This window comes from Pantoea eucrina (assembly GCF_020079945.1).
GTDB lineage: Bacteria > Pseudomonadota > Gammaproteobacteria > Enterobacterales > Enterobacteriaceae > Pantoea > Pantoea eucrina.
In genome coordinates this window covers 639,629-658,771 of the sequence record NZ_CP083448.1, presented here as the reverse complement: position 1 = coordinate 658,771, position 19,143 = coordinate 639,629, and the positions used below count along the sequence as shown (strand labels likewise).

The 19,143-nt window shown below is 55.4% G+C and carries 17 protein-coding genes; 2 read left to right on the top strand and 15 right to left on the bottom strand.

What is annotated here, in order from left to right:
• Nucleotides 1–29: 29 nt before the first annotated feature.
• The 15 genes from rnhB to rpsB all read right to left on the bottom strand — a co-directional run bounded on the left by rnhB (nucleotide 30) and on the right by rpsB (nucleotide 15,248).
• The gene (gene rnhB / locus LAC65_RS02960; protein WP_039382751.1) at nucleotides 30–659 is read right to left on the bottom strand and encodes a ribonuclease HII; all 630 of its coding nucleotides are present in this window, start codon (nucleotides 657–659) and stop codon (nucleotides 30–32) included.
• Nucleotides 652–1,800, bottom strand: coding sequence for a lipid-A-disaccharide synthase (gene lpxB / locus LAC65_RS02955; protein ID WP_039382748.1), 1,149 nt, complete (start codon nucleotides 1,798–1,800; stop codon nucleotides 652–654). Before lpxB ends, rnhB begins: the two co-directional genes overlap by 8 nt.
• A 3-nt stretch (nucleotides 1,801–1,803) precedes the next feature.
• On the bottom strand, nucleotides 1,804–2,592 hold the full coding sequence (gene lpxA / locus LAC65_RS02950; protein ID WP_039382744.1) for an acyl-ACP--UDP-N-acetylglucosamine O-acyltransferase: 789 nt from the start codon (nucleotides 2,590–2,592) through the stop codon (nucleotides 1,804–1,806).
• A gap of 3 nt (nucleotides 2,593–2,595) precedes the next feature.
• Nucleotides 2,596–3,051 (bottom strand): 3-hydroxyacyl-ACP dehydratase FabZ, encoded by a 456-nt coding sequence (gene fabZ / locus LAC65_RS02945; RefSeq protein ID WP_007893924.1) that lies wholly within the window; start codon nucleotides 3,049–3,051, stop codon nucleotides 2,596–2,598.
• Nucleotides 3,052–3,240: 189 nt separating this feature from the next.
• The gene (gene lpxD, locus LAC65_RS02940) at nucleotides 3,241–4,266 is read right to left on the bottom strand and encodes a UDP-3-O-(3-hydroxymyristoyl)glucosamine N-acyltransferase (protein ID WP_039382740.1); all 1,026 of its coding nucleotides are present in this window, start codon (nucleotides 4,264–4,266) and stop codon (nucleotides 3,241–3,243) included.
• Nucleotides 4,267–4,269: 3 nt separating this feature from the next.
• Nucleotides 4,270–4,767, bottom strand: a complete 498-nt coding sequence (gene skp / locus LAC65_RS02935) for a molecular chaperone Skp (RefSeq protein WP_039382739.1) — start codon at nucleotides 4,765–4,767, stop codon at nucleotides 4,270–4,272.
• Nucleotides 4,768–4,878: 111 nt separating this feature from the next.
• A complete protein-coding gene (bamA, locus tag LAC65_RS02930) occupies nucleotides 4,879–7,290 on the bottom strand; it encodes an outer membrane protein assembly factor BamA (RefSeq protein ID WP_039382738.1) in 2,412 nt (803 codons plus the stop codon).
• Nucleotides 7,291–7,341: 51 nt separating this feature from the next.
• Complete coding sequence (rseP, locus tag LAC65_RS02925; protein ID WP_039382736.1) at nucleotides 7,342–8,691, bottom strand: sigma E protease regulator RseP; 1,350 nt, start codon at nucleotides 8,689–8,691, stop codon at nucleotides 7,342–7,344.
• An 11-nt stretch (nucleotides 8,692–8,702) separates the two neighbouring features.
• The gene (gene cdsA, locus LAC65_RS02920; protein ID WP_039382735.1) at nucleotides 8,703–9,560 is read right to left on the bottom strand and encodes a phosphatidate cytidylyltransferase; all 858 of its coding nucleotides are present in this window, start codon (nucleotides 9,558–9,560) and stop codon (nucleotides 8,703–8,705) included.
• A gap of 18 nt (nucleotides 9,561–9,578) precedes the next feature.
• The gene (ispU, locus tag LAC65_RS02915; protein WP_039382733.1) at nucleotides 9,579–10,331 is read right to left on the bottom strand and encodes a (2E,6E)-farnesyl-diphosphate-specific ditrans,polycis-undecaprenyl-diphosphate synthase; all 753 of its coding nucleotides are present in this window, start codon (nucleotides 10,329–10,331) and stop codon (nucleotides 9,579–9,581) included.
• 161 nt (nucleotides 10,332–10,492) lie between these two features.
• Entirely contained in the window at nucleotides 10,493–11,695 is a 1,203-nt protein-coding gene (ispC, locus tag LAC65_RS02910; RefSeq protein WP_175540480.1) for a 1-deoxy-D-xylulose-5-phosphate reductoisomerase, read from the bottom strand.
• A 165-nt stretch (nucleotides 11,696–11,860) separates the two neighbouring features.
• Nucleotides 11,861–12,418 carry a ribosome recycling factor gene (gene frr, locus LAC65_RS02905; RefSeq protein ID WP_039385717.1) on the bottom strand — a complete coding sequence of 186 codons (558 nt, stop codon included), beginning with the start codon at nucleotides 12,416–12,418 and terminating at the stop codon, nucleotides 11,861–11,863.
• Nucleotides 12,419–12,607: 189 nt separating this feature from the next.
• On the bottom strand, nucleotides 12,608–13,333 hold the full coding sequence (gene pyrH / locus LAC65_RS02900) for a UMP kinase (RefSeq protein ID WP_039382729.1): 726 nt from the start codon (nucleotides 13,331–13,333) through the stop codon (nucleotides 12,608–12,610).
• Between the two features lie 153 nt (nucleotides 13,334–13,486).
• Nucleotides 13,487–14,338 (bottom strand): translation elongation factor Ts, encoded by an 852-nt coding sequence (gene tsf, locus LAC65_RS02895; protein WP_039382726.1) that lies wholly within the window; start codon nucleotides 14,336–14,338, stop codon nucleotides 13,487–13,489.
• Between the two features lie 184 nt (nucleotides 14,339–14,522).
• Nucleotides 14,523–15,248: a 30S ribosomal protein S2 gene (rpsB, locus tag LAC65_RS02890; protein ID WP_039382724.1), complete on the bottom strand. Its 726-nt coding sequence runs from the start codon at nucleotides 15,246–15,248 to the stop codon at nucleotides 14,523–14,525.
• A 320-nt stretch (nucleotides 15,249–15,568) separates the two neighbouring features.
• Here rpsB and map point away from each other — a divergent pair, with 320 nt between their 5' ends.
• A complete protein-coding gene (map, locus tag LAC65_RS02885; RefSeq protein WP_039382722.1) occupies nucleotides 15,569–16,360 on the top strand; it encodes a type I methionyl aminopeptidase in 792 nt (263 codons plus the stop codon).
• 65 nt (nucleotides 16,361–16,425) lie between these two features.
• The gene (gene glnD, locus LAC65_RS02880; RefSeq protein WP_039382720.1) at nucleotides 16,426–19,083 is read left to right on the top strand and encodes a bifunctional uridylyltransferase/uridylyl-removing protein GlnD; all 2,658 of its coding nucleotides are present in this window, start codon (nucleotides 16,426–16,428) and stop codon (nucleotides 19,081–19,083) included.
• The last annotated feature ends 60 nt before the right edge of the window (nucleotides 19,084–19,143 follow it).

The window sequence follows — 19,143 nt, the reverse complement described above, 5'->3', positions numbered from 1 at the left end:
ATCGGTTTCCGGTTAAAACAGCGTCAGGCTTAATAAAGCGGCGCGGGTTGTACTGAGGCGTGCAGTTCGGCATCCAGCAGCGTGTTGCGCACCGGCGCAAAACTGCGACGATGATGCGGCGTGGCACCAAACTGTTTGAGCTTCGCTATATGAAGCGCGGTGGGGTAACCTTTATGCTGCGCAAAGCCATACTGCGGAAAGAGACGATCGAGTTCAGCCATTTCGCGATCGCGCGTCACTTTGGCAATAATGGATGCAGCGCTGATTTCCTGCACCAGACTGTCGCCTTTGATCACCGCCTGCGCAGGCATCGCCAGCGCCGGACAGCGATTGCCATCGATCAGCACAAAATCGGGCGTAAGGTGCAGCCCTGCCACCGCGCGCTGCATCGCCAGCAGCGTGGCATGCAGAATATTGAGCTGGTCGATCTCTTCTGGCTCAGCCCTGCCGAGGCTCCACGCCAGCGCCTTTTCGGTAATTTCATCATACAGCGCCAGACGGCGCTTTTCCGACAGCTTTTTTGAGTCTGCCAGACCAGCAATCGGGTTAGCAGGATCGAGGATCACCGCCGCCGTTACTACGGCCCCTACCAGCGGGCCGCGTCCGACTTCGTCCACGCCCGCAATACGTTGCGCATCAGGATAGATAAATTCAGCCATGAGCAATCTCCAGTACCGCATCCGCCGCCTGCTCATCGGCATTCCAGCGGATCTGCTGATGCAGTTGAGTAAAGGTTTCCAGCAGCGCGTCGCGTTCGGCACCCGCATGCAGCAGCGGCTCCAGCGCGGCGGCCAGCGTCTGCGGCTGGCACTCATCCTGCAGCAGCTCTTTAACCAGCTCCCGTCCCGCCAGCAGATTAGGCAGCGAGACGTAAGGCGTTTTGACCAGGCGCTTCGCCAGCCAGAAGGTAACGGGTTTCATACGATACCCCACGACCATCGGGCACTTTGCCAGCATACACTCCAGCGCCGCCGTGCCGGATGCCAGAATAGCCGCATCGCTGGCGATCATCGCCTGACGCCCTTTGCCATCCAGCAGGTGCATAGGCAGCTCAGGCGCAATCTCCGCTTTAATCTGTTCAAACTGCGCCCGCCGCTTTGCGTTAACCAGCGGAACCACGATTTCCAGCGCCGGGTAGCGCTGACGCAGCAGCTGCGCCGCGCGCAGAAAATCGGCGCTCAGCATTTCAACTTCTGCGCCACGACTGCCTGGCAGTAAACCCAGACAGATCGCGTCGTCTGCAATACCCAGCTCGCGACGCGCGGCCTGCTTATCAGGCTGCAGCGGCATCGCATCAGCCATGGTGTGACCGATAAAACGACACGGCACGTTAAAGCGATCGTAAAACGCTTTCTCGAACGGCAGAAACGCCAGCACCATATCGGTATTGCGGCCAATCTTAAAGACGCGCTTCTGACGCCATGCCCAGACGGAAGGGCTGACGTAGTGCACGGTACGAATACCGGCGCGCTTCAGGTTGCCTTCCAGGGTGATATTAAAATCTGGCGCATCGATACCCACAAATACGTCAGGGCGGAGCGCGGTGAAGCGCTGCGTCAGGTCTTTGCGGATGGTCAGCAGGCGTCGCAGGCGGCCCAGCACTTCGACAATGCCCATGACCGCCAGCTCTTCCATTTCGTACCAGACTTCGCAGCCTTCTGCCTGCATCAGCGGACCCGCTACGCCAACAAAGCGTGCATCAGGATGACGCGCTTTCAGCGCGCGGATCAGACCGGCACCAAGAATATCGCCGGAGGTTTCTCCGGCGACCAGGGCAATCGTTAAGGGACGCACTGACATGAATTAACGGATCAATCCACGGGTTGAACGGGCGAAGAAATCAAAGAACGGCTGGACTTCGCTGTGCTGCTGCGCCAGCGCCTCGATTTCAGGCTTTACCTCATCCAGCGTTTTACCACTGCGGTAGAGCAGCTTGTAAGCGTTGCGAATAGCATGCAGCGCCTCTTTGCTGAAGCCGCGACGCTTGAGACCTTCAATATTGACGCCAAACGGCGTGGCGTGGTTACCCTGCGCAATAATGTATGGCGGAATATCCTGCGCCACGCCGGAACAACCGCCAACCATAACGTGAGCGCCGATAGTGCACCACTGGTGCACGGCCGTCACGCCGCCGATGATCGCAAAATCATCCACGGTAACGTGGCCGCCCAGCGTCACGTTATTTGCCAGAATGCAGCGGCTGCCGATCACGCAGTCGTGTGCAATGTGCGCATTCACCATCAGCAGGTTGTCGCTGCCAACTTTAGTCAGTCCGCCACCCTGCGTGGTGCCGCGATGAATGGTCACGCTTTCGCGGATCCGGTTGCGATCGCCGATTTCGGTGCGGGTAGGCTCACCCGCATATTTCAGATCCTGGTTTACCTCACCAATAGAGACAAACTGATAGATCTGGTTTTCTTCGCCGATGCGCGTATGGCCATTAACCACAACGTGTGATTTCAATACCGTACCTGCGCCAATTTCCACGTCAGCGCCCACAATACAGAAGGGACCGATATGAACATTTGCACCCAGTACAGCACCCTCTTCAACGATGGCGGTCGGATGGATGGTGGCGGTTGAATCAATCACTAATTATGCCTCCCGGCTACGGGCACACATCATGGTCGCTTCACAGACAATTTTACCATCCACTGTAGCAACGCCTTTAAAACGTGTCAGACCACGACGGGTTTTTTCGAAGGTGACTTCCATGATCATCTGGTCACCTGGTACTACCGGGCGCTTGAAGCGGGCTTCATCGATACCGGCAAAATAATAGAGCTCGCCAGGTTCCAGTTTGCCAACGCTTTTAAACGCCAGAATACCGGTCGCCTGCGCCATCGCTTCTAAAATCAGAACGCCTGGGAAAATCGGTTTACCAGGGAAGTGCCCCTGGAAAAACGGTTCATTAACAGAAACGTTCTTTACCGCACGCAGATATTTGTGCTCTTCAAAATCCAGCACGCGATCCACTAGCAAAAACGGATAGCGGTGCGGCAGCAGTTCTAAAATCTCTTCGATTTTCAGAGTATGCGTTTCAGTAGTCAAAATACTCTTCCTGTCCTAAAAAATCTGATGGCAACAATAACACGGCCTGCACCGATCAAAATGATCTTTCGCAGGCCGCAAATCAGTTCGGTGGCGTTCGCTTCTCTGCGCTACCTGCCGTCCTTTACCACACTGAAGGGCAAAAGCAGGCAGGCGGCATTATTATGAAAGCGGGTCGCGCGGATGTGCTTAGCTGTTTTTATCAACTTTGCGTTCGATGGCTTTCAGACGTTTGCTTATGTCATCGATATTCATCACCAGCGCTGCCGTTTTACGCCAGGCTTTGTTCGGTTGCAGTGGGATCCCTGAGGAGTAAACCCCCGGCTCTGTAATGGGACGCATTACCATGCCCATACCGGTTACGGTTACTTTATCGCAGATCTCCATATGGCCGTTAATGACGCTGGCGCCGCCAATCATACAGTAACGTCCAATCTTCAGGCTACCGGCCATGATCACACCTCCCGCAACGGCTGTATTGTCACCAATTACAACGTTGTGGGCAATCTGACACTGGTTGTCTATGATAACACCATTGCCGATCAGAGTGTTATCCAGCGCACCGCGATCGATAGTGGTGCAGGCACCAATCTCTGTCCGGTCACCGATGATGACCGTGCCGAGCTGAGGGATTTTCACCCAGTTGCCGCGATCGTTAGCATACCCGAAACCATCTGCACCGATGACAGTGCCTGACTGAATCAGACAATCCTGACCAATCTGAATCTCATGATAAATCGTCACGTTGGCCCAGAGGCGCGTGCCGCTGCCAATCCGGCTCTTTTTGCCGACAAAGCAGCCTGCACCAATCACGACGTTGTCACCCAGCTCAACGCCAGACTCAATCACCGCGTTCGCCCCTACCGACACATTTTGTCCCAGCGAGGCGGAAGGATCGATCACCGCGCTGGGCGCGATATTCTGCGCGGGCTGCGGCGTGGTGTCCAGCAGTTGTGCCATGCGGGCATAGGTAAGATAGGGATTTTTCACTACCAGGGCGGCAGTATTGCACCATTCCAGATCCGCTTCCGTCAGCACCACGGCTGACGCCTGAACGCTGGCGAGCTGCTCGCGGTAGCGGCTGTTGGCAAGAAAAGTGATTTGACCAGGGGTGGCGGATTGCATAGAAGCAATGCCGGAGATGACGATATCGCCATCTCCGTGCAATTCTGCATCCAACTGCTGGGCTAAATCAGCCAGTCGAATTGATGACATCGATTATTTAACCTGTTTCAGCACGTCAGCAGTAATGTCTTTCGCATTAGCAGCATAGGCTACGGCGTTAGCATCAATCACGACATCATAACCATCGCTGTCTGCCACTTTCTTCACGGCATCCTGGATACGGCTCAGCAGTTTGTTACGCTCTTCCATCTGGCGACGACGGTTATCCTGTTCGAAAGCCTGGGCTTTGCTGGAGAAGGCTTCGCGCTGGGACATGATGTCTTTTTCCATGCGGCTGCGCTCGCTCGCCTTCATGGTAGAAGCATCACGCTGCAGTCTCTGCATTTTGGTCTGCAGATCGCGTTCCTGGCCCTGCAGCTCAGTTGCGCGGCCTTTGAACTCATTTTCAAGCTGTTTAGCAACGGTCGCACGTTGCGGTAACTGCTGGAAAATGCTGGACACGTTTACCACTGCAATTTTGTCAGCAGCCTGAACGCCAGCGGAAACCGCTAAAGCAAGACCCAGACCTGCGGCACACAACAACTTTTTCACTATAAACTCCTTACCATCAACGTTTGTGTCTGCGACACAGTGTTTGGCTCGCTTAGCGCTTTGCTGCGCTAAGCTATGCCGTACTTCGCTTCCGCTTCCCTGCTCAGAACATTACCAGGTTTTACCAATGTTAAACTGGAACTGCTCTGCTTTGTCTCCCTCGACTTTCTTCACCGGCTGGGCATAGGAGAAGACCAGCGGGCCCAGTGGCGACATCCACTGCAGCGCCAGGCCTGCAGAGACGCGAATGTTGTTAGGATCGCTGTAGTCCGGAATATCCGCAGCGCGGGTGGCTGCCGTATTCTGCCAGTTGGTATCCCAGACGGTACCGGCGTCCACAAACAGTGAAGTGCGCACAGAGTTAGCGTACTTCTCGCTCAGGAACGGCGTTGGCGTGATCAGCTCGAGGCTGGCAATCGCCATTGCGTTACCGCCTACTGCATCATCTGACTTACAGATCCCGTTTGGATCGGTCAGATTACACGATGAGGAGCGATCGTTGAGGTAAGCGGCTTTCGGACCAATCGTATTGGAACGGAAACCACGTACCGTGCTGGAGCCGCCGGCGTAGAAGTTCTCATAGAACGGCATCTCTTTATCCCCGATGCCGTCTCCATAGCCCACACGACCACGCCCCAGGACTACCCAGGTGCCGTCACGGTTCAGCGGCACATACTGCTGCGTATCCAGCGTCGCTTTATAGAACGCGTTGTCTGAACCTGGAATCGTCACCTTACCGTTCAGGTTGGTGCGGTTACCGCGCGTCGGGAAGAAGCCGCGATCCAGCGTATTGTAGGTCCAGCCATAGTTAAAGGTAAAATCATCCGCAGAGAAATCGCCTTTATTATTGAGTCCCTGTGGACGCCCGACCGAGTCGAGGTAACGCCACATTGCTACCTGCGGCCGCATGTTCGACAGATCGTTATGCACATAGCCTAAGCCAACGCGCAGGGTGTTGTTCTCATTAACCGGGAAGCCGAGCGTGCCATCAACACCGTAACTCTTGTTGGTGTAGTCTGACAGATCGGCATCGTCCGCTTTAAAGTCGTTATAGAACAGGCGACCGCCCAGACTCACGCCGTCAACCGTAAAGTAGGGATCGGTCAGTGAGAATTCAGCATAGGTCTGATAATCATTTTTGGTACCGCTGATACTAACGGTATTACCGGTACCGAGCCAGTTATCCTGGGTAACACCCACCTGGAAGCTGACGCCGCTTTCTGTTCCGTAGCCCACGCCAAAGTTAAAGGTACCGGTGTTGCGCTCTTTAACTTTGTAGACCACATCCACCTGATCCGGCACGCCTGGTACGCGCTGCGTATCCACATCAACCGTTTCAAAGTAACCGGTGCGGTTCAGACGCTCTTTACCCTGATCAACCAGATCGCTGCCCAGCCATGCGCCTTCCATCTGACGCATCTCACGGCGCAGTACAGCATCTTTTGAGGTGTCGTTCCCTTCAAAACGGACTTTACGCACGTAATAGCGATTACCGGCATCAACGTTAATATGCAGCTTAACGGTTTTGTCAGCGTCGCTGATTTCCGGCTGCGTCACGACGCGCGGATAGGCATAGCCATAGCGGCCCAGCAGCTTTTTGATATCATCTTCCATCTGCGTCACTTTGGTGCCGTTGTAAAGCTCACCATTCGGGATTTTGGTCAGATGTTCAATTTCTGCTGAGTGGCCTGCCATGCTGCCGTTCACAATCACGCCGGCGATTTTATACTGGTCGCCTTCGTTGATGTTGACGGTGATGTAGATGCCTTTTTTATCCGGCGTCAGGCTGACCTGAGTCGAGTCGATATTAAAGCGCGCATAACCGCGATCCAGATAGAAACTGCGCAGCGTCTCAAGGTCGCCGGCCAGCTTCTGCTTCTGATATTTGCGATCGCCAACCACGTTCCACCACGGCACTTCATCACGCAGCTGGAAGCGGGAGATCAGTTCATCAGAGCTGAACGCTTTGTTACCCACGATGTTGATCTGCTGAATTTTGGCAGAGACACCTTCCTGGAAAACAAATTTCAGATCCACGCGGTTACGCGGCAGCGGTGTGGCAATCGCTTTTACGCTGGCGGTGTATTTGCCGACGCTGTAGTAGAAATCTTCCAGTCCCTTCTCGATTGAAGAGAGCGTGGTGCGATCCAGCGCTTCGCCGACGCGAACGCCTGACGCTTCGAGGTTCTGCTTCAGCTGATCCTCTTTCACCGCCTTGTTACCGGAGAATGTGATGCTGGCAATAGTCGGACGCTCTTTAACCTGAACAATCAGGGTCGTTCCGTCACGTAAAACCTGCACATCTTCAAAATTGCCGGTGGCAAACAGTGAGCGAATGGTGTTTCTGATATCATCATCATTCACCGTATCACCGACGCGTACCGGCATGCTGAGCAGAGCCGCGCCGACGGCGACTCGCTGGAGACCTTCGAAATGAATGTCGTTCACCACGAAATCGTCTGCACCGTAAACGGTGGCGCTGCTAAACAGCAGCGACGCTATGAGCAACTTTTTCATCGCCATCGTTGTTATGCGTTTTCCTAACACATCCCGCACCTGTCTGCGTTCCAGACGTTACAGGCGAGAGAAATCATTGAAAAGTGCAAGCCCCATTAACAGCACCAGCAGAATTGAGCCGATGCGATAACTGAAGTCCTGAACTCGCTCGGACACCGGTCCTCCTTTGATCTTTTCGATCGCCAGAAAAAGCAGATGCCCACCATCTAAAACCGGTAACGGAAACAGGTTGATGATGCCCAGATTGACGCTTATCAGCGCCAGGAACATCAGATAATAAATCACCCCGTACTCCGCTGATAAACCGGCACCCTGCGCAATCGAAATCGGGCCGCTCAGGTTATTCAGCTTTACATCACCTGTAATCAGCTTACCCAGCATCGACACCGTAAGCTTCATCAGCTGCCAGGTTTTGACGCCTGCCTCACCGATAGCGGCCACCGGCCCATACTGTTTCACCGTTTTATATGCGTCAGGCAGCGGCTGCACGCGCGGAATAACGCCGGCGAATCCCTCTTCAGGCTTGCCCGGCTTCGCGGCTGGCGTCAGCGTCAGAGAGTGCCGGGCGCCATTTCGCTCAACCTCAAGCGCCATCGGTTTACCCGGATTATCCCGTACCTGCCCGGCAAATGCCTGCCACTGCGTTAACGGCTGACCATCGACTTTAACGATCCTGTCGCCCGCTTGCAAACCGGCAGCGCTGGCGGGTGAATCCGCCTGTATTTCTGCCAGCGTGGTTTCAATCTGTGGCCCGCGTGGACGAATGCCGAGCGCTACCACCGGATCCTGCTTGTCTGGCTCAAACTGCCAGTCACGCAGGTCGACCCGCTTCTGCTGGGTTGCGCTTTCGCCAAACTGAGAAACGGTCAGCGTGGTACTCTCATCGCCGATTTTCCCAATCAGGGCCATGCGCACAGCATCCCAGTCAGGCGTTTCGATACCGTCAACTGCGTTAAGTTCCATGCCTGACTGAATTTGCGCTTCCGCTGCGACGGAGCCGCTCACAATTTCGCCAACCACCGGCCGTACGCCGGGCACGCCATGCATAAAGACCAGCCAGTAAGCGAAGATAGCGAAGAGGAAATTGGCAACCGGCCCCGCGGCGATGACGGCAGCACGCTGCAGCACGGTTTTGTTGTTAAACGCCTCGTGACGGCGCTCAGCGGAAACGCTCTCTACGCGCTCATCCAGCATTTTGACATAGCCGCCGAGCGGGATCAGCGCAATAACATACTCTGTCCCCTGCCGGTCAGTCCGTCGCCAGAGCGCCTTACCGAAACCGATAGAAAAGCGTTCGACATAGATGCCGCACCGGCGTGCCACCCAGAAGTGGCCAAACTCATGCACGGTGATCAGCACGCCCAGCGCGACGATGAAAGCAGCAAAACTCCAGAGAATGCTTAACATAGTTGCTGCTCCTAGAGGGTATGAAACACCAGCAGCAGCAGGCAGGCAAATACCGGCACGGCCGCTGTGAGGCTATCGATACGATCGAGGATACCACCGTGGCCGGGGATAAGATTTCCGCTGTCTTTAATGCCCGCTTCACGCTTAAACATACTTTCAGTGAGATCGCCCAGTACTGAGGCGAGCGTGGCAACAACGGCACACGCAATCAGCGTGCCCGGCGCCACCGTCAGCGGAGCCAGCAGCGCAAACAGCCAGGCGATGATAGCGGAGGAGAGCAGCCCGCCAAAAAAGCCTTCCCAGGTTTTACCCGGCGAGACTTTAGGCGCCAGCTTGTGTTTGCCGAACAGCCGACCAAACATATAGGCACCCGAGTCCGCGCCCCATACCAGCAGCATAACGAACAGGAGCCACCAGGCGCCGGCGAAGTGATCAATGTCGTAGTGATACTGGCGCAGCGCGATCATGCCACAGAAAAACGGGACGATAGTCAGCACGCCAAACAGCAGACGAAGCGGACGCGAGCCGCGCCAGAGTGCGGCAGAGGCGGGATAGAACAGCACCAGAAAGAGAGCAACGACCCACCAGCCAAGTGCGGCCCAGAGCGAGCTTTCCAGCTGAGGCTGATGCGCATCGTGAGAATAGGACGGTAAGGTAAACAGCATCGCTGCCAGCAGCAGGCCACAGAGCAGCGCCAGCCAGACGCGCTGCTGACGGGTAGCCATACCGGCCAGCTGCCCCCACTCCCAGGCGGCGAGCATGCAGATAGCAATCGTGGTAATCGCGAAACCAGACAGCGGTAACCAGAATAGCGCAGCGATCACCAGCGGAATCAAAATAAACGCGGTGATCAGACGAGACTTCAGCAAAGGTTACCCCCAGGTAGCTCAGGCGCCGCCTGGTGCAGCGCCGCCATAGCGTCGCTCCCGCAGAGAGAATGCATTCAGTGCACCTTCAAAAACATGTTCATCAAAATCAGGCCAAAGAACATCGGTAAACCAGAACTCAGCATAGGCTATCTGCCACAGCAGGAAGTTGCTGATTCGATGCTCTCCCCCGGTCCTTATCACTAAATCCACCGGCGCCAGCTCCTGCATACAGAGGTAGGGAGCAAGGCTTTCTTCGGTTATCTGGTCAGGACGCAGTAGCCCTTCCTGAACCTGTTCGGCCAGTTTCCTGGCACCCTGGATAATATCCCAACGGCCGCCATAGTTGGCAGCAATGTTGAGGGTCAGTCCATTATTTTGTTGAGTCAGTTCCTCGGCGCGGCGAATGCGTTCCTGAATACGACCAGAAAAACGGCTGATATCACCAATAATGCACAGACGTACATTATGTTTATGCAGGCTCTTTACTTCACTGTCGAGAGCCCAGATAAATAATTCCATTAACGCCGTCACTTCCTGCGGCGGTCGGCTCCAGTTTTCACTGCTGAACGCATAGAGCGTTAACGCTTCCAGCTTGTGGCTGACCGCAAAGCTGACGGCACGGCGAACCGATTTTACCCCGGCTTTGTGGCCTGAAATACGCAGTTTGCCCTGATTTTTTGCCCAGCGACCATTACCATCCATAATGATGGCCACGTGACGTGGTGTGCAGTACGACCCGTCATCGATTGTATTGTGATTGTTGGACGACATAACGCGTAATAATTCCTTTCATCAGAAATGCTGTGTTTTCTGAATACATTGCGCCTGCGGCAAAGGCCGGCCCGTAAGCCGGATGACATCGAAACAATGTCGTGCCGTAAAACGCGAGCGACTATACCATTTTCAGCCAGAGCGAACAAATAGCGGGGCTATCAGCCAGCCAGAGTGACGCGTGACAGCAGTGCCTTTGCATGCTGCCGCGCCAGTCGATCGATTTCCAGCACCTCATCAATACTGGCTGGCTCCGGCGAGCTGAGCGTAGCCAGTACTTCGCTGTTGAGGGCGGCAATATCGGTAAAGCGAATCTGATGCTGCAAAAACGCTGCTACCGCGATTTCATTTGCTGCATTCAGCGTCGTCGTGGCCGCCTGCCCTGCAGTACACGCATCGATTGCCAGCTTCAGGCAGGGATAGCGTACGTAATCGGGTTCAGCAAACGTCAGCGCTTTCATTCGGGTGAAATCAAGCGGCGTGACGCCAGCGGCGATACGTGCAGGCCATGCCATGCTGTGAGCAATCGGTGTGCGCATATCAGGCGATCCCAGCTGCGCCAGCACGCTGCCGTCACAATAACGCACCATAGAGTGGATCACCGACTGCGGGTGCAGGATGACCTCCATTTGCGCGTCAGTGGCGTTGAACAACCAGCGGGCTTCAATGTATTCAAGACCTTTATTCATCATAGTGGCCGAATCAACGGAGATTTTGCGCCCCATTGACCAGTTCGGATGCGCACAGGCCTGATCCGGCGACATAGCAGCCAGATCTGCCAGTGGCGTGTCACGAAAAGGACCACCCGATCCCGTGAGGAGAATCGAGTCGATCCCGTTCTCCCGCAGATCAGCGTACCCCAACTGATGCTGTATGGAAGCGGGCAAACTCTGAAAAATGGCATTATGCTCGCTATCGACCGGCAGCAGCTGCGCCTGATGCTGACGCACAGCCTCCATAAACAAGCGGCCGCACGTGACAAGTGACTCCTTGTTAGCCAGCAGCACGGTTTTTCCGGCACGAATCGCTGCCAGCGTTGGCTGCAGGCCCGAGGCGCCGACAATCGCCGCCATCACCTGATCAACCTCATCCAGCGCCGCCAGATCGCAGGCTGCCTGAACGCCGGAGAGCACTTCGGTATCGACGTTGAGTGCTCTCAGTCGCTCACGCAGGTCGGCAGCGGCGGTCTCATCAGACATCGCCGCATAGCGCGGCCGGAACTGCTGGCACTGCTCAGCCATCAGCGCAGCATTCTGCCCTGCGACCAGCGCCGTAACCTGATAGAGATCGGGATTCGCGGCGACAACCGCCAGCGTACTGGTGCCAATTGAGCCGGTGGATCCCAGAAGAGTTAATTGCTTCATCATGCTATCCCTGTGAAGTCATCATAGGTGCCCGCAACGGCGCCAGGCACAATGTAAAACGCCGCCAGAGTGCATTCGGTACGAATACGGCTCTGAACGGCGTTTTATATCTGTTACAGGCAGGCGCTTACCTGCCTCCAGCAGATACAGATCGGGCTGACAGACTCAGAAGTCCATCAGCTCCTTCTCTTTTTCTGCCAGCGCAGCATCAACATGCTTGATGTGAAGGTCGGTCATTTTCTGGATATCATCCTGTGAACGACGTTCGTCATCTTCGCTGATCTCTTTATCTTTCAGCAGCGCTTTGATCTTATCGTTGGCATCACGGCGAACGTTACGCACGGAAACACGCCCCTGCTCTGCTTCGCCACGAACGATTTTGATCAGATCTTTACGGCGCTCTTCTGTCAGCGCTGGCAGCGGAACACGGATGTCGGTGCCGGCTGAACTTGGATTCAGGCCGAGGTCGGACGTCATGATCGCTTTCTCAACGGCCGGACCCAGAGAGCGATCGAACACGTTGATTTTCAGCGTACGGGAATCTTCTACCGTTACGCTGGCGAGCTGACGCAGTGGCGTAGGTGTACCGTAGTATTCCACCACAATGCCGTCGAGCAGTGAAGGTGAAGCACGACCGGTACGCACTTTGCTGATGGTGCTTTTGAATGCTTCCACGCACTTGTCCATGCGTGTTTCGGCATCTTTTTTAATATCGTTAATCACGTTAAAACCCTTGGATTCGGTTTGACCTGGCCATTTCCGCACGCGTCGGAACTGGTATCGATAAACATCGATCATCCTGCTACCTGCTGCTTACGTACAAGCCGCCTGCAACATCGATTATGTCAGGTAGTGGCGCAGCGTCAGGCACTGCGCTATCAGAATATACCTTATTTTACCTTGCGTCGGATATTAATGCGTAATCAGGGTGCCTTCTTTTTCACCCATTACCACGCGACGCAGTGCGCCAGGCTTATTCATGTTGAAGACGCGAATCGGCAGTGCGTGGTCACGCGCCAGCGTAAAGGCGGCCAGATCCATAACTTTCAGCTCTTTTTCCAGCACTTCAGCGTAGCTGAGCTGATCGTACAGCGTCGCGTCCGGATTTTTCACCGGATCGGCTGAGTAGACGCCATCTACTTTGGTCGCCTTCAACACGACGTCCGCTTCAATCTCAATGCCGCGCAGGCAGGCAGCAGAATCGGTAGTAAAGAACGGGTTGCCGGTACCGGCAGAGAAGATCACCACGCGGTTATTACGCAGCAGGCTGATCGCTTCAGCCCAGCTGTAGTTGTCACAGACGCCGTTAAGCGGGATGGCAGACATCAGGCGTGCGTTCACATAGGCGCGGTGCAGCGCATCACGCATTGCCAGGCCGTTCATGACGGTCGCCAGCATACCCATGTGGTCGCCTACTACGCGGTTCATGCCCGCCTGAGCGAGGCCTGCGCCACGGAACAGGTTACCGCCACCAATCACCACACCTACCTGGATGCCCAGCTCAACCAGCTCTTTCACCTCTTGCGCCATGCGGTCAAGCACGCTCGCGTCGATACCAAAACCTTCGGCACCCTGCAGGGCCTCGCCGCTCAGTTTCAGTAGGATACGTTGGTATACAGGTTTTGCGTTGGTCGCCATGGTCAATTCTTCCTGGAGGATAAGATGAATGAGAAGTTAAATCTGGTGGATCATCCGCTTAGCGCGTCAAAAAAGCTATTGGGATGAGACTGAAAATCACTGCGCCAAAACGCAGACAAAAAAGAACCGCCTCGCGGCGGTTCCGGTCACTCATTAAGACTGTTTGGACATCGCAGCCACTTCAGCTGCAAAGTCGGTTTCAACTTTCTCAATGCCTTCGCCCACTTCAAAGCGGATGAAGTTGATGACATCTGCGCCTTTCTCTTTCAGCGCCTGACCCACAGTTTTGCTTGGGTCGATAACGAAAGCCTGACCAGTCAGAGAGACTTCGCCGGTGAATTTCTTCATACGGCCTTCAACCATCTTCTCTGCGATCTCTTTTGGCTTGCCAGACTGCATCGCGATATCCAGCTGTACCTGGTACTCTTTCTCAACCACGTCAGCAGAAACATCTTCTGGCTTAACGAACTCTGGCTTGCTTGCCGCAACGTGCATTGCGATCTGCTTGCTCAGCTCTTCATCAGCAGCGGTGGTAGAAACCAGAACGCCGATACGCGCGCCGTGCTGGTAGCTGTTCAGCTGAGCGCCTTCCAGTACTGCTACGCGACGGATGTTGATGTTCTCACCGATTTTAGCAACCAGTGCAACACGCTCTTCTTCGAACTGTGCTTTCAGCGCTTCAACGTCGGTGATTTTGCCGGCAGTAGCTGCATCCAGAACTTTGTCAGCAAACGCCTGGAAACCGCCATCTTTAGCAACGAAGTCAGTCTGGCAGTTAACTTCCAGAATCACACCGTAACCATCAACGATTTTGGTTTTGATCACGCCGTCAGCTGCAACGTTACCTGCTTTTTTCGCAGCTTTGATTGCGCCAGACTTACGCATGTTTTCAATTGCCAGCTCGATGTCGCCGTTCGCTTCGGTCAGCGCTTTTTTGCAGTCCATCATGCCTGCGCCAGTACGCTCACGCAGTTCTTTTACCAATGCAGCGGTAATTTCAGCCATTCCAGAATCCTCGGTTCGTTTCCGGGTGCGTGCGCACGCGCAGAAACCTGTTGCGGAAAATTTACTCTGCCCCGCCAGCCCGTAACAGGGAGCGCGACAGACGGAGATAAATAAAAGGGGCCTGTGCGGCCCCTTATACAGATAACATCTGATGTCTAAGGGCTCTCAGAAAGAGCAATCCTTATTAAGCGTTTTCTAAAGACGCGTCTTCAGCCTGCTCAGCTAGGTCCTGTGAACGGCCTTCGCGCACGGTAGTGGCAACAGCAGTCAGGTACAGGCTTACAGCACGGATCGCATCGTCGTTACCAGGGATAACGAAATCAACGCCATCTGGATCAGAGTTGGTATCAACGATAGCAAATACCGGGATACCCAGGTTGTTTGCTTCTTTGATTGCGATGTGTTCGTGGTCAGCATCAACAACAAACAGCGCATCTGGCAGACCGCCCATGTCTTTGATACCCCCCAGGCTGTTTTCCAGCTTGGCCAGCTCACGAGCACGCATCAGTGCTTCTTTCTTGGTCAGTTTGTCGAACGTGCCGTCCTGAGACTGAGTTTCCAGATCTTTCAGACGTTTGATTGACTGACGAACGGTTTTCCAGTTAGTCAGCATACCACCTAACCAGCGGTGGTTAACGAAGAACTGGTCGCAGCTCAGAGCTGACTCTTTTACCGCTTCAGCAGCAGCGCGCTTGGTACCAACGATCAGGATTTTACCTTTGCGAGAAGAGATCTTCTGCAGCTCAGCCAGAGCGTCGTTGAACATTGGTACAGTTTTCTCAAGGTTGATGATGTGAACCTTGTTACGTGCACCAAAAATGAATGGCTTCATTTTTGGGTTCCAGTAACGGGTCTGGTGACCGAAGTGAACACCAGCCTTGAGCATGTCGCGCATGGAAACAGTTGCCATGATTACCTCTAAAGTATGTTTGGGGTTGGGCCTCCATGTATCCCATACGACCGACCTCTTTCAAGGCACCCCGGCGTATGTGTCGATACATGTGTGTTTTAGTACACATAATGAGATTTATGCGCTTCCTGCCGTCTCGCTTTCGTAAGACAGCAGAGAATCGTCGGCGCGCTTTATACCATAACAGGTATAAATACGCCAGCGGTTGTTAGCGCAAAACGTGTGCGGCAATCCCGATTTGGCAGCCCATTTGCTGCCTGCTAACATGACTGCCACAGAACTCATTATTGTCGAAAATTTCGGCGATTGCGGAAAAATTCATGGCTATCTCAATTAAAACTCCTGACGAAATCGAAAAAATGCGCGTGGCGGGCCGCCTGGCCGCTGAAGTGCTGGAAATGATCGCCCCTCACGTTGTGCCGGGTGTGACCACCGGTGAGCTTGATCGCCTCTGCCACGAGCACATCACACAGCAGCAGCAGGCGGTTTCTGCCTGCCTTGGCTATCACGGCTTCCCTAAATCGGTCTGCATCTCGGTAAACGAGGTGGTGTGCCACGGTATTCCCAGCGACGATCGCGTCCTGAAAGAGGGTGATATCGTGAACGTTGATGTCACCGTCATTAAAGATGAGTATCACGGTGATACCTCAAAAATGTTTATCGTCGGCAAACCCACTATCCTCGGCGAGCGCCTCTGCCGCGTGACGCAGGAGAGCCTCTATATCGCTCTGCGTCTCGTTAAGCCAGGCATTCGCCTGCGTGAGCTGGGACGCGCGATCCAGCAATACGTTGAGGCGCAGGATTTCTCCGTGGTGCGTGAGTATTGCGGTCACGGTATTGGCAAAGGCTTCCATGAAGAGCCGCAGGTGCTGCACTATGACGCCGACGACAGCGGTGTGGTGCTGCAGGCCGGCATGACGTTTACCGTGGAGCCGATGGTTAACGCAGGCGATTACCGCATCCGCACCATGAAGGATGGCTGGACGGTGAAAACCAAAGATCGCAGCTTGTCCGCGCAGTATGAGCATACTATTGTGGTGACAGAAACTGGCTGTGAGATTCTGACGCTGCGTGAGGATGACACTATTCCGGCGCGGCTGGAAAACGTCTGATCCTCTCTCTGCTACCCACTGAGCCGGCTTAATGCCGGCTTTTTAATGCGCGAAGGGGCATGTTGATGAGCGGTAACGTGACCGAGGCAGTATACAAAATTCTCACCGATTCACCCGCCGGCTGGGCTGACGACGCGCTAACGCGTGAACAGCTGAAAGCCGCGCTGGAGCAGTTTCAGCACGCGCTGAGCCTCGCCTTTGATGCCGGCAGCGACGTGGAGTCGCTGATCGACACGCGCACGCTGTTTATCGATCGTCTGCTGCGACGGCTGTGGCGTTTCTTCGGTTTTGATACGCTAAGTGATATGGCGCTGGTCGCGGTGGGCGGCTATGGCCGTGGCGAGCTGCATCCGCTGTCGGACATCGACATTCTGATCCTCAGCCGTCAGCCCCTTGATGAGGCCGCCGCGCAGCGCACCTCTGAACTGATCACGCTTATGTGGGATCTGCGGCTTGAGGTGGGACACAGCGTGCGCACGCTTGAGGAGTGCCTGCTGGAGGGCTTATCCGATCTCACCGTGGCAACCAACCTGATTGAGTCGCGCATGCTGACCGGCGACGTTGCGCTGTTTCTTGAGCTGCAGAAGAATATCTTCAGCGAAGGCTTCTGGCCCTCATCGCGCTTTTTTGCTGCCAAAATTGAAGAGCAGCAGGAGCGCCATCAGCGTTACCACGGCACCAGTTACAATCTCGAACCCGATATCAAAAGCAGTCCGGGCGGCCTGCGCGATATCCATACCCTGCAGTGGGTAGCGCGTCGCCATTTTGGTGCCACCACCATGGATGAGATGATGGGCTTTGGGTTCCTGACCGAAGCGGAGCGCAATGAGATCGACGAGTGTCAGGAGTTTCTCTGGCGCATCCGCTTCGCCCTGCATCTGACGCTGCCACGCTACGACAACCGCCTGCTTTTTGATCGGCAACTGACCGTCGCGCATCGCCTCAGCTACTCCGGCGAAGGCAACGAGCCGGTTGAGCGCATGATGAAAGATTTCTACCGCGTAACGCGCCGCATTAGCGAGCTGAACCAGATGCTGCTGCAGCTGTTTGATGAAGCGATCCTCGCCCTGCCAGCGACCGAAAAGCCGCGTGCGCTGGATGATGATTTTCAGCTACGCGGCGACCTGATTGACCTGCGCGACCCGGATCTGTTTCAGCGCGAGCCGCAGGCCATTCTGCGCATGTTTTATGTCATGGTACGCAACGCCTCAATTACCGGGATCTACTCCACTACCCTGCGCCAGCTGCGTCATGCGCGCCGCCATCTGCGGCAGCCGCTGTGCCAGATTGCTGAGGCGCGCCGCACTTTTATGGCGATTCTGCGTCATCCCGGCGCGGTAAAACGCGCGCTGCTGCCGATGCATCGCCATAGCGTACTCTCCGCCTATACGCCGCTCTGGGGCAACGTGGTCGGCCAGATGCAGTTTGATCTGTTTCACGCCTACACGGTGGATGAGCACACCATTCGCGTGTTGCAGAAGCTGGAGAGCTTCGCCGATGAGAGCACGCGGCCAAAGCATCCGCTGTGTGTGGAACTCTGGCCGCGCCTGCCCCAGCCGGAGCTGCTGCTGATGGCAGCGCTGCTCCATGATATTGCCAAAGGCCGCAACGGCGATCACTCAATACTGGGCGCGCAGGATGCGCTGGAGTTTGCTGAGCTGCACAACCTCAACTCCCGGGAGACCCAGCTGGTGGCCTGGCTGGTGCGTCATCATCTGCTGATGTCGGTCACCGCCCAGCGTCGCGATATTCAGGACCCTACGGTGATCCAGCAGTTCGCCGAGATAATGCAGAATGAGAATCGCCTGCGCTATCTGGTCTGCCTCACCGTCTCCGATATCTGCGCCACCAATGAGAGCCTGTGGAACAGCTGGAAGCAGAGCCTGCTGCGCGAGCTGTTTTTTGCTACCGAGAAGCAGCTGCGACGCGGCATGGAAAATAGCCCGGATCTGCGCGAGCGGGTGCGCCACCATCGTCTGCAGGCGCTGGCGCTGCTGCGCATGGAGAACCTCAATGAAGAGCGGCTGCACCATATCTGGAGCCGCTGCCGCGCCGACTATTTTCTGCGCCATACGCCTAATCAGCTGGCGTGGCACGCCCGTCATCTGATTGACCACGACCTCAGCCAGCCGCTGGTGCTGGTCAGCCCGCAGGCGACGCGCGGCGGCACGGAGATTTTTATCTGGAGCCCGGATCGCCCCTATCTGTTTGCCGCCGTAGCGGGTGAACTCGACCGCCGTAATCTCAGCGTGCACGACGCGCAAATCTTTACCAGCCGTGACGGCATGGCAATGGATACCTTTATCGTCCTCGAACCCGATGGCAGTCCGCTTTCACCCGATCGCCACCCGCTGATTATTCAGGCATTACAGCAGGCCATTACGCAGCAGGAGTGGGTGCCGCCGCGTACCCGTCGCCAGTCCGCGCGCCTGAAACATTTCAGCGTGGACACTGACGTGAAATTTTTGCCGACCCACACCGACCGGCGCAGCTATCTGGAGCTGATCGCGCTCGATCAGCCAGGACTGCTTGCCCGGGTAGGTGAAGTCTTTGCCGATCTCGGCGTGTCGCTGCACGGTGCGCGCATCAGCACCATCGGCGAACGGGTTGAGGATCTCTTTATCCTCGCCAATAGCGAACGGCGCGCGCTGAATGCAGAAATGCGCGATGTGTTACAACAACGGTTGACAGAGGCCCTTAATCCAAACGATAAAGTGTCCTGAATCACACTGCACAGATAAATTGAATCCTGTCCGGACACGTCCGGGCATCCGTATGACAGA

Excerpts from the sequence above, each read along its gene's own strand:
- rnhB (WP_039382751.1), bottom strand. The coding sequence starts at position 659 with ATGGCTGAATTTATCTATCCTGATGCGCAACGTATTGCGGGCGTGGAC.
- lpxB (WP_039382748.1), bottom strand. The coding sequence starts at position 1,800 with ATGTCAGTGCGTCCCTTAACGATTGCCCTGGTCGCCGGAGAAACCTCC.
- lpxD (WP_039382740.1), bottom strand. The coding sequence starts at position 4,266 with ATGTCATCAATTCGACTGGCTGATTTAGCCCAGCAGTTGGATGCAGAA.
- bamA (WP_039382738.1), bottom strand. The coding sequence starts at position 7,290 with ATGGCGATGAAAAAGTTGCTCATAGCGTCGCTGCTGTTTAGCAGCGCC.
- rseP (WP_039382736.1), bottom strand. The coding sequence starts at position 8,691 with ATGTTAAGCATTCTCTGGAGTTTTGCTGCTTTCATCGTCGCGCTGGGC.
- ispU (WP_039382733.1), bottom strand. The coding sequence starts at position 10,331 with ATGTCGTCCAACAATCACAATACAATCGATGACGGGTCGTACTGCACA.
- ispC (WP_175540480.1), bottom strand. The coding sequence starts at position 11,695 with ATGAAGCAATTAACTCTTCTGGGATCCACCGGCTCAATTGGCACCAGT.
- pyrH (WP_039382729.1), bottom strand. The coding sequence starts at position 13,333 with ATGGCGACCAACGCAAAACCTGTATACCAACGTATCCTACTGAAACTG.
- tsf (WP_039382726.1), bottom strand. The coding sequence starts at position 14,338 with ATGGCTGAAATTACCGCTGCATTGGTAAAAGAACTGCGTGAGCGTACT.
- rpsB (WP_039382724.1), bottom strand. The coding sequence starts at position 15,248 with ATGGCAACTGTTTCCATGCGCGACATGCTCAAGGCTGGTGTTCACTTC.
- map (WP_039382722.1), top strand. The coding sequence starts at position 15,569 with ATGGCTATCTCAATTAAAACTCCTGACGAAATCGAAAAAATGCGCGTG.
- glnD (WP_039382720.1), top strand. The coding sequence starts at position 16,426 with ATGAGCGGTAACGTGACCGAGGCAGTATACAAAATTCTCACCGATTCA.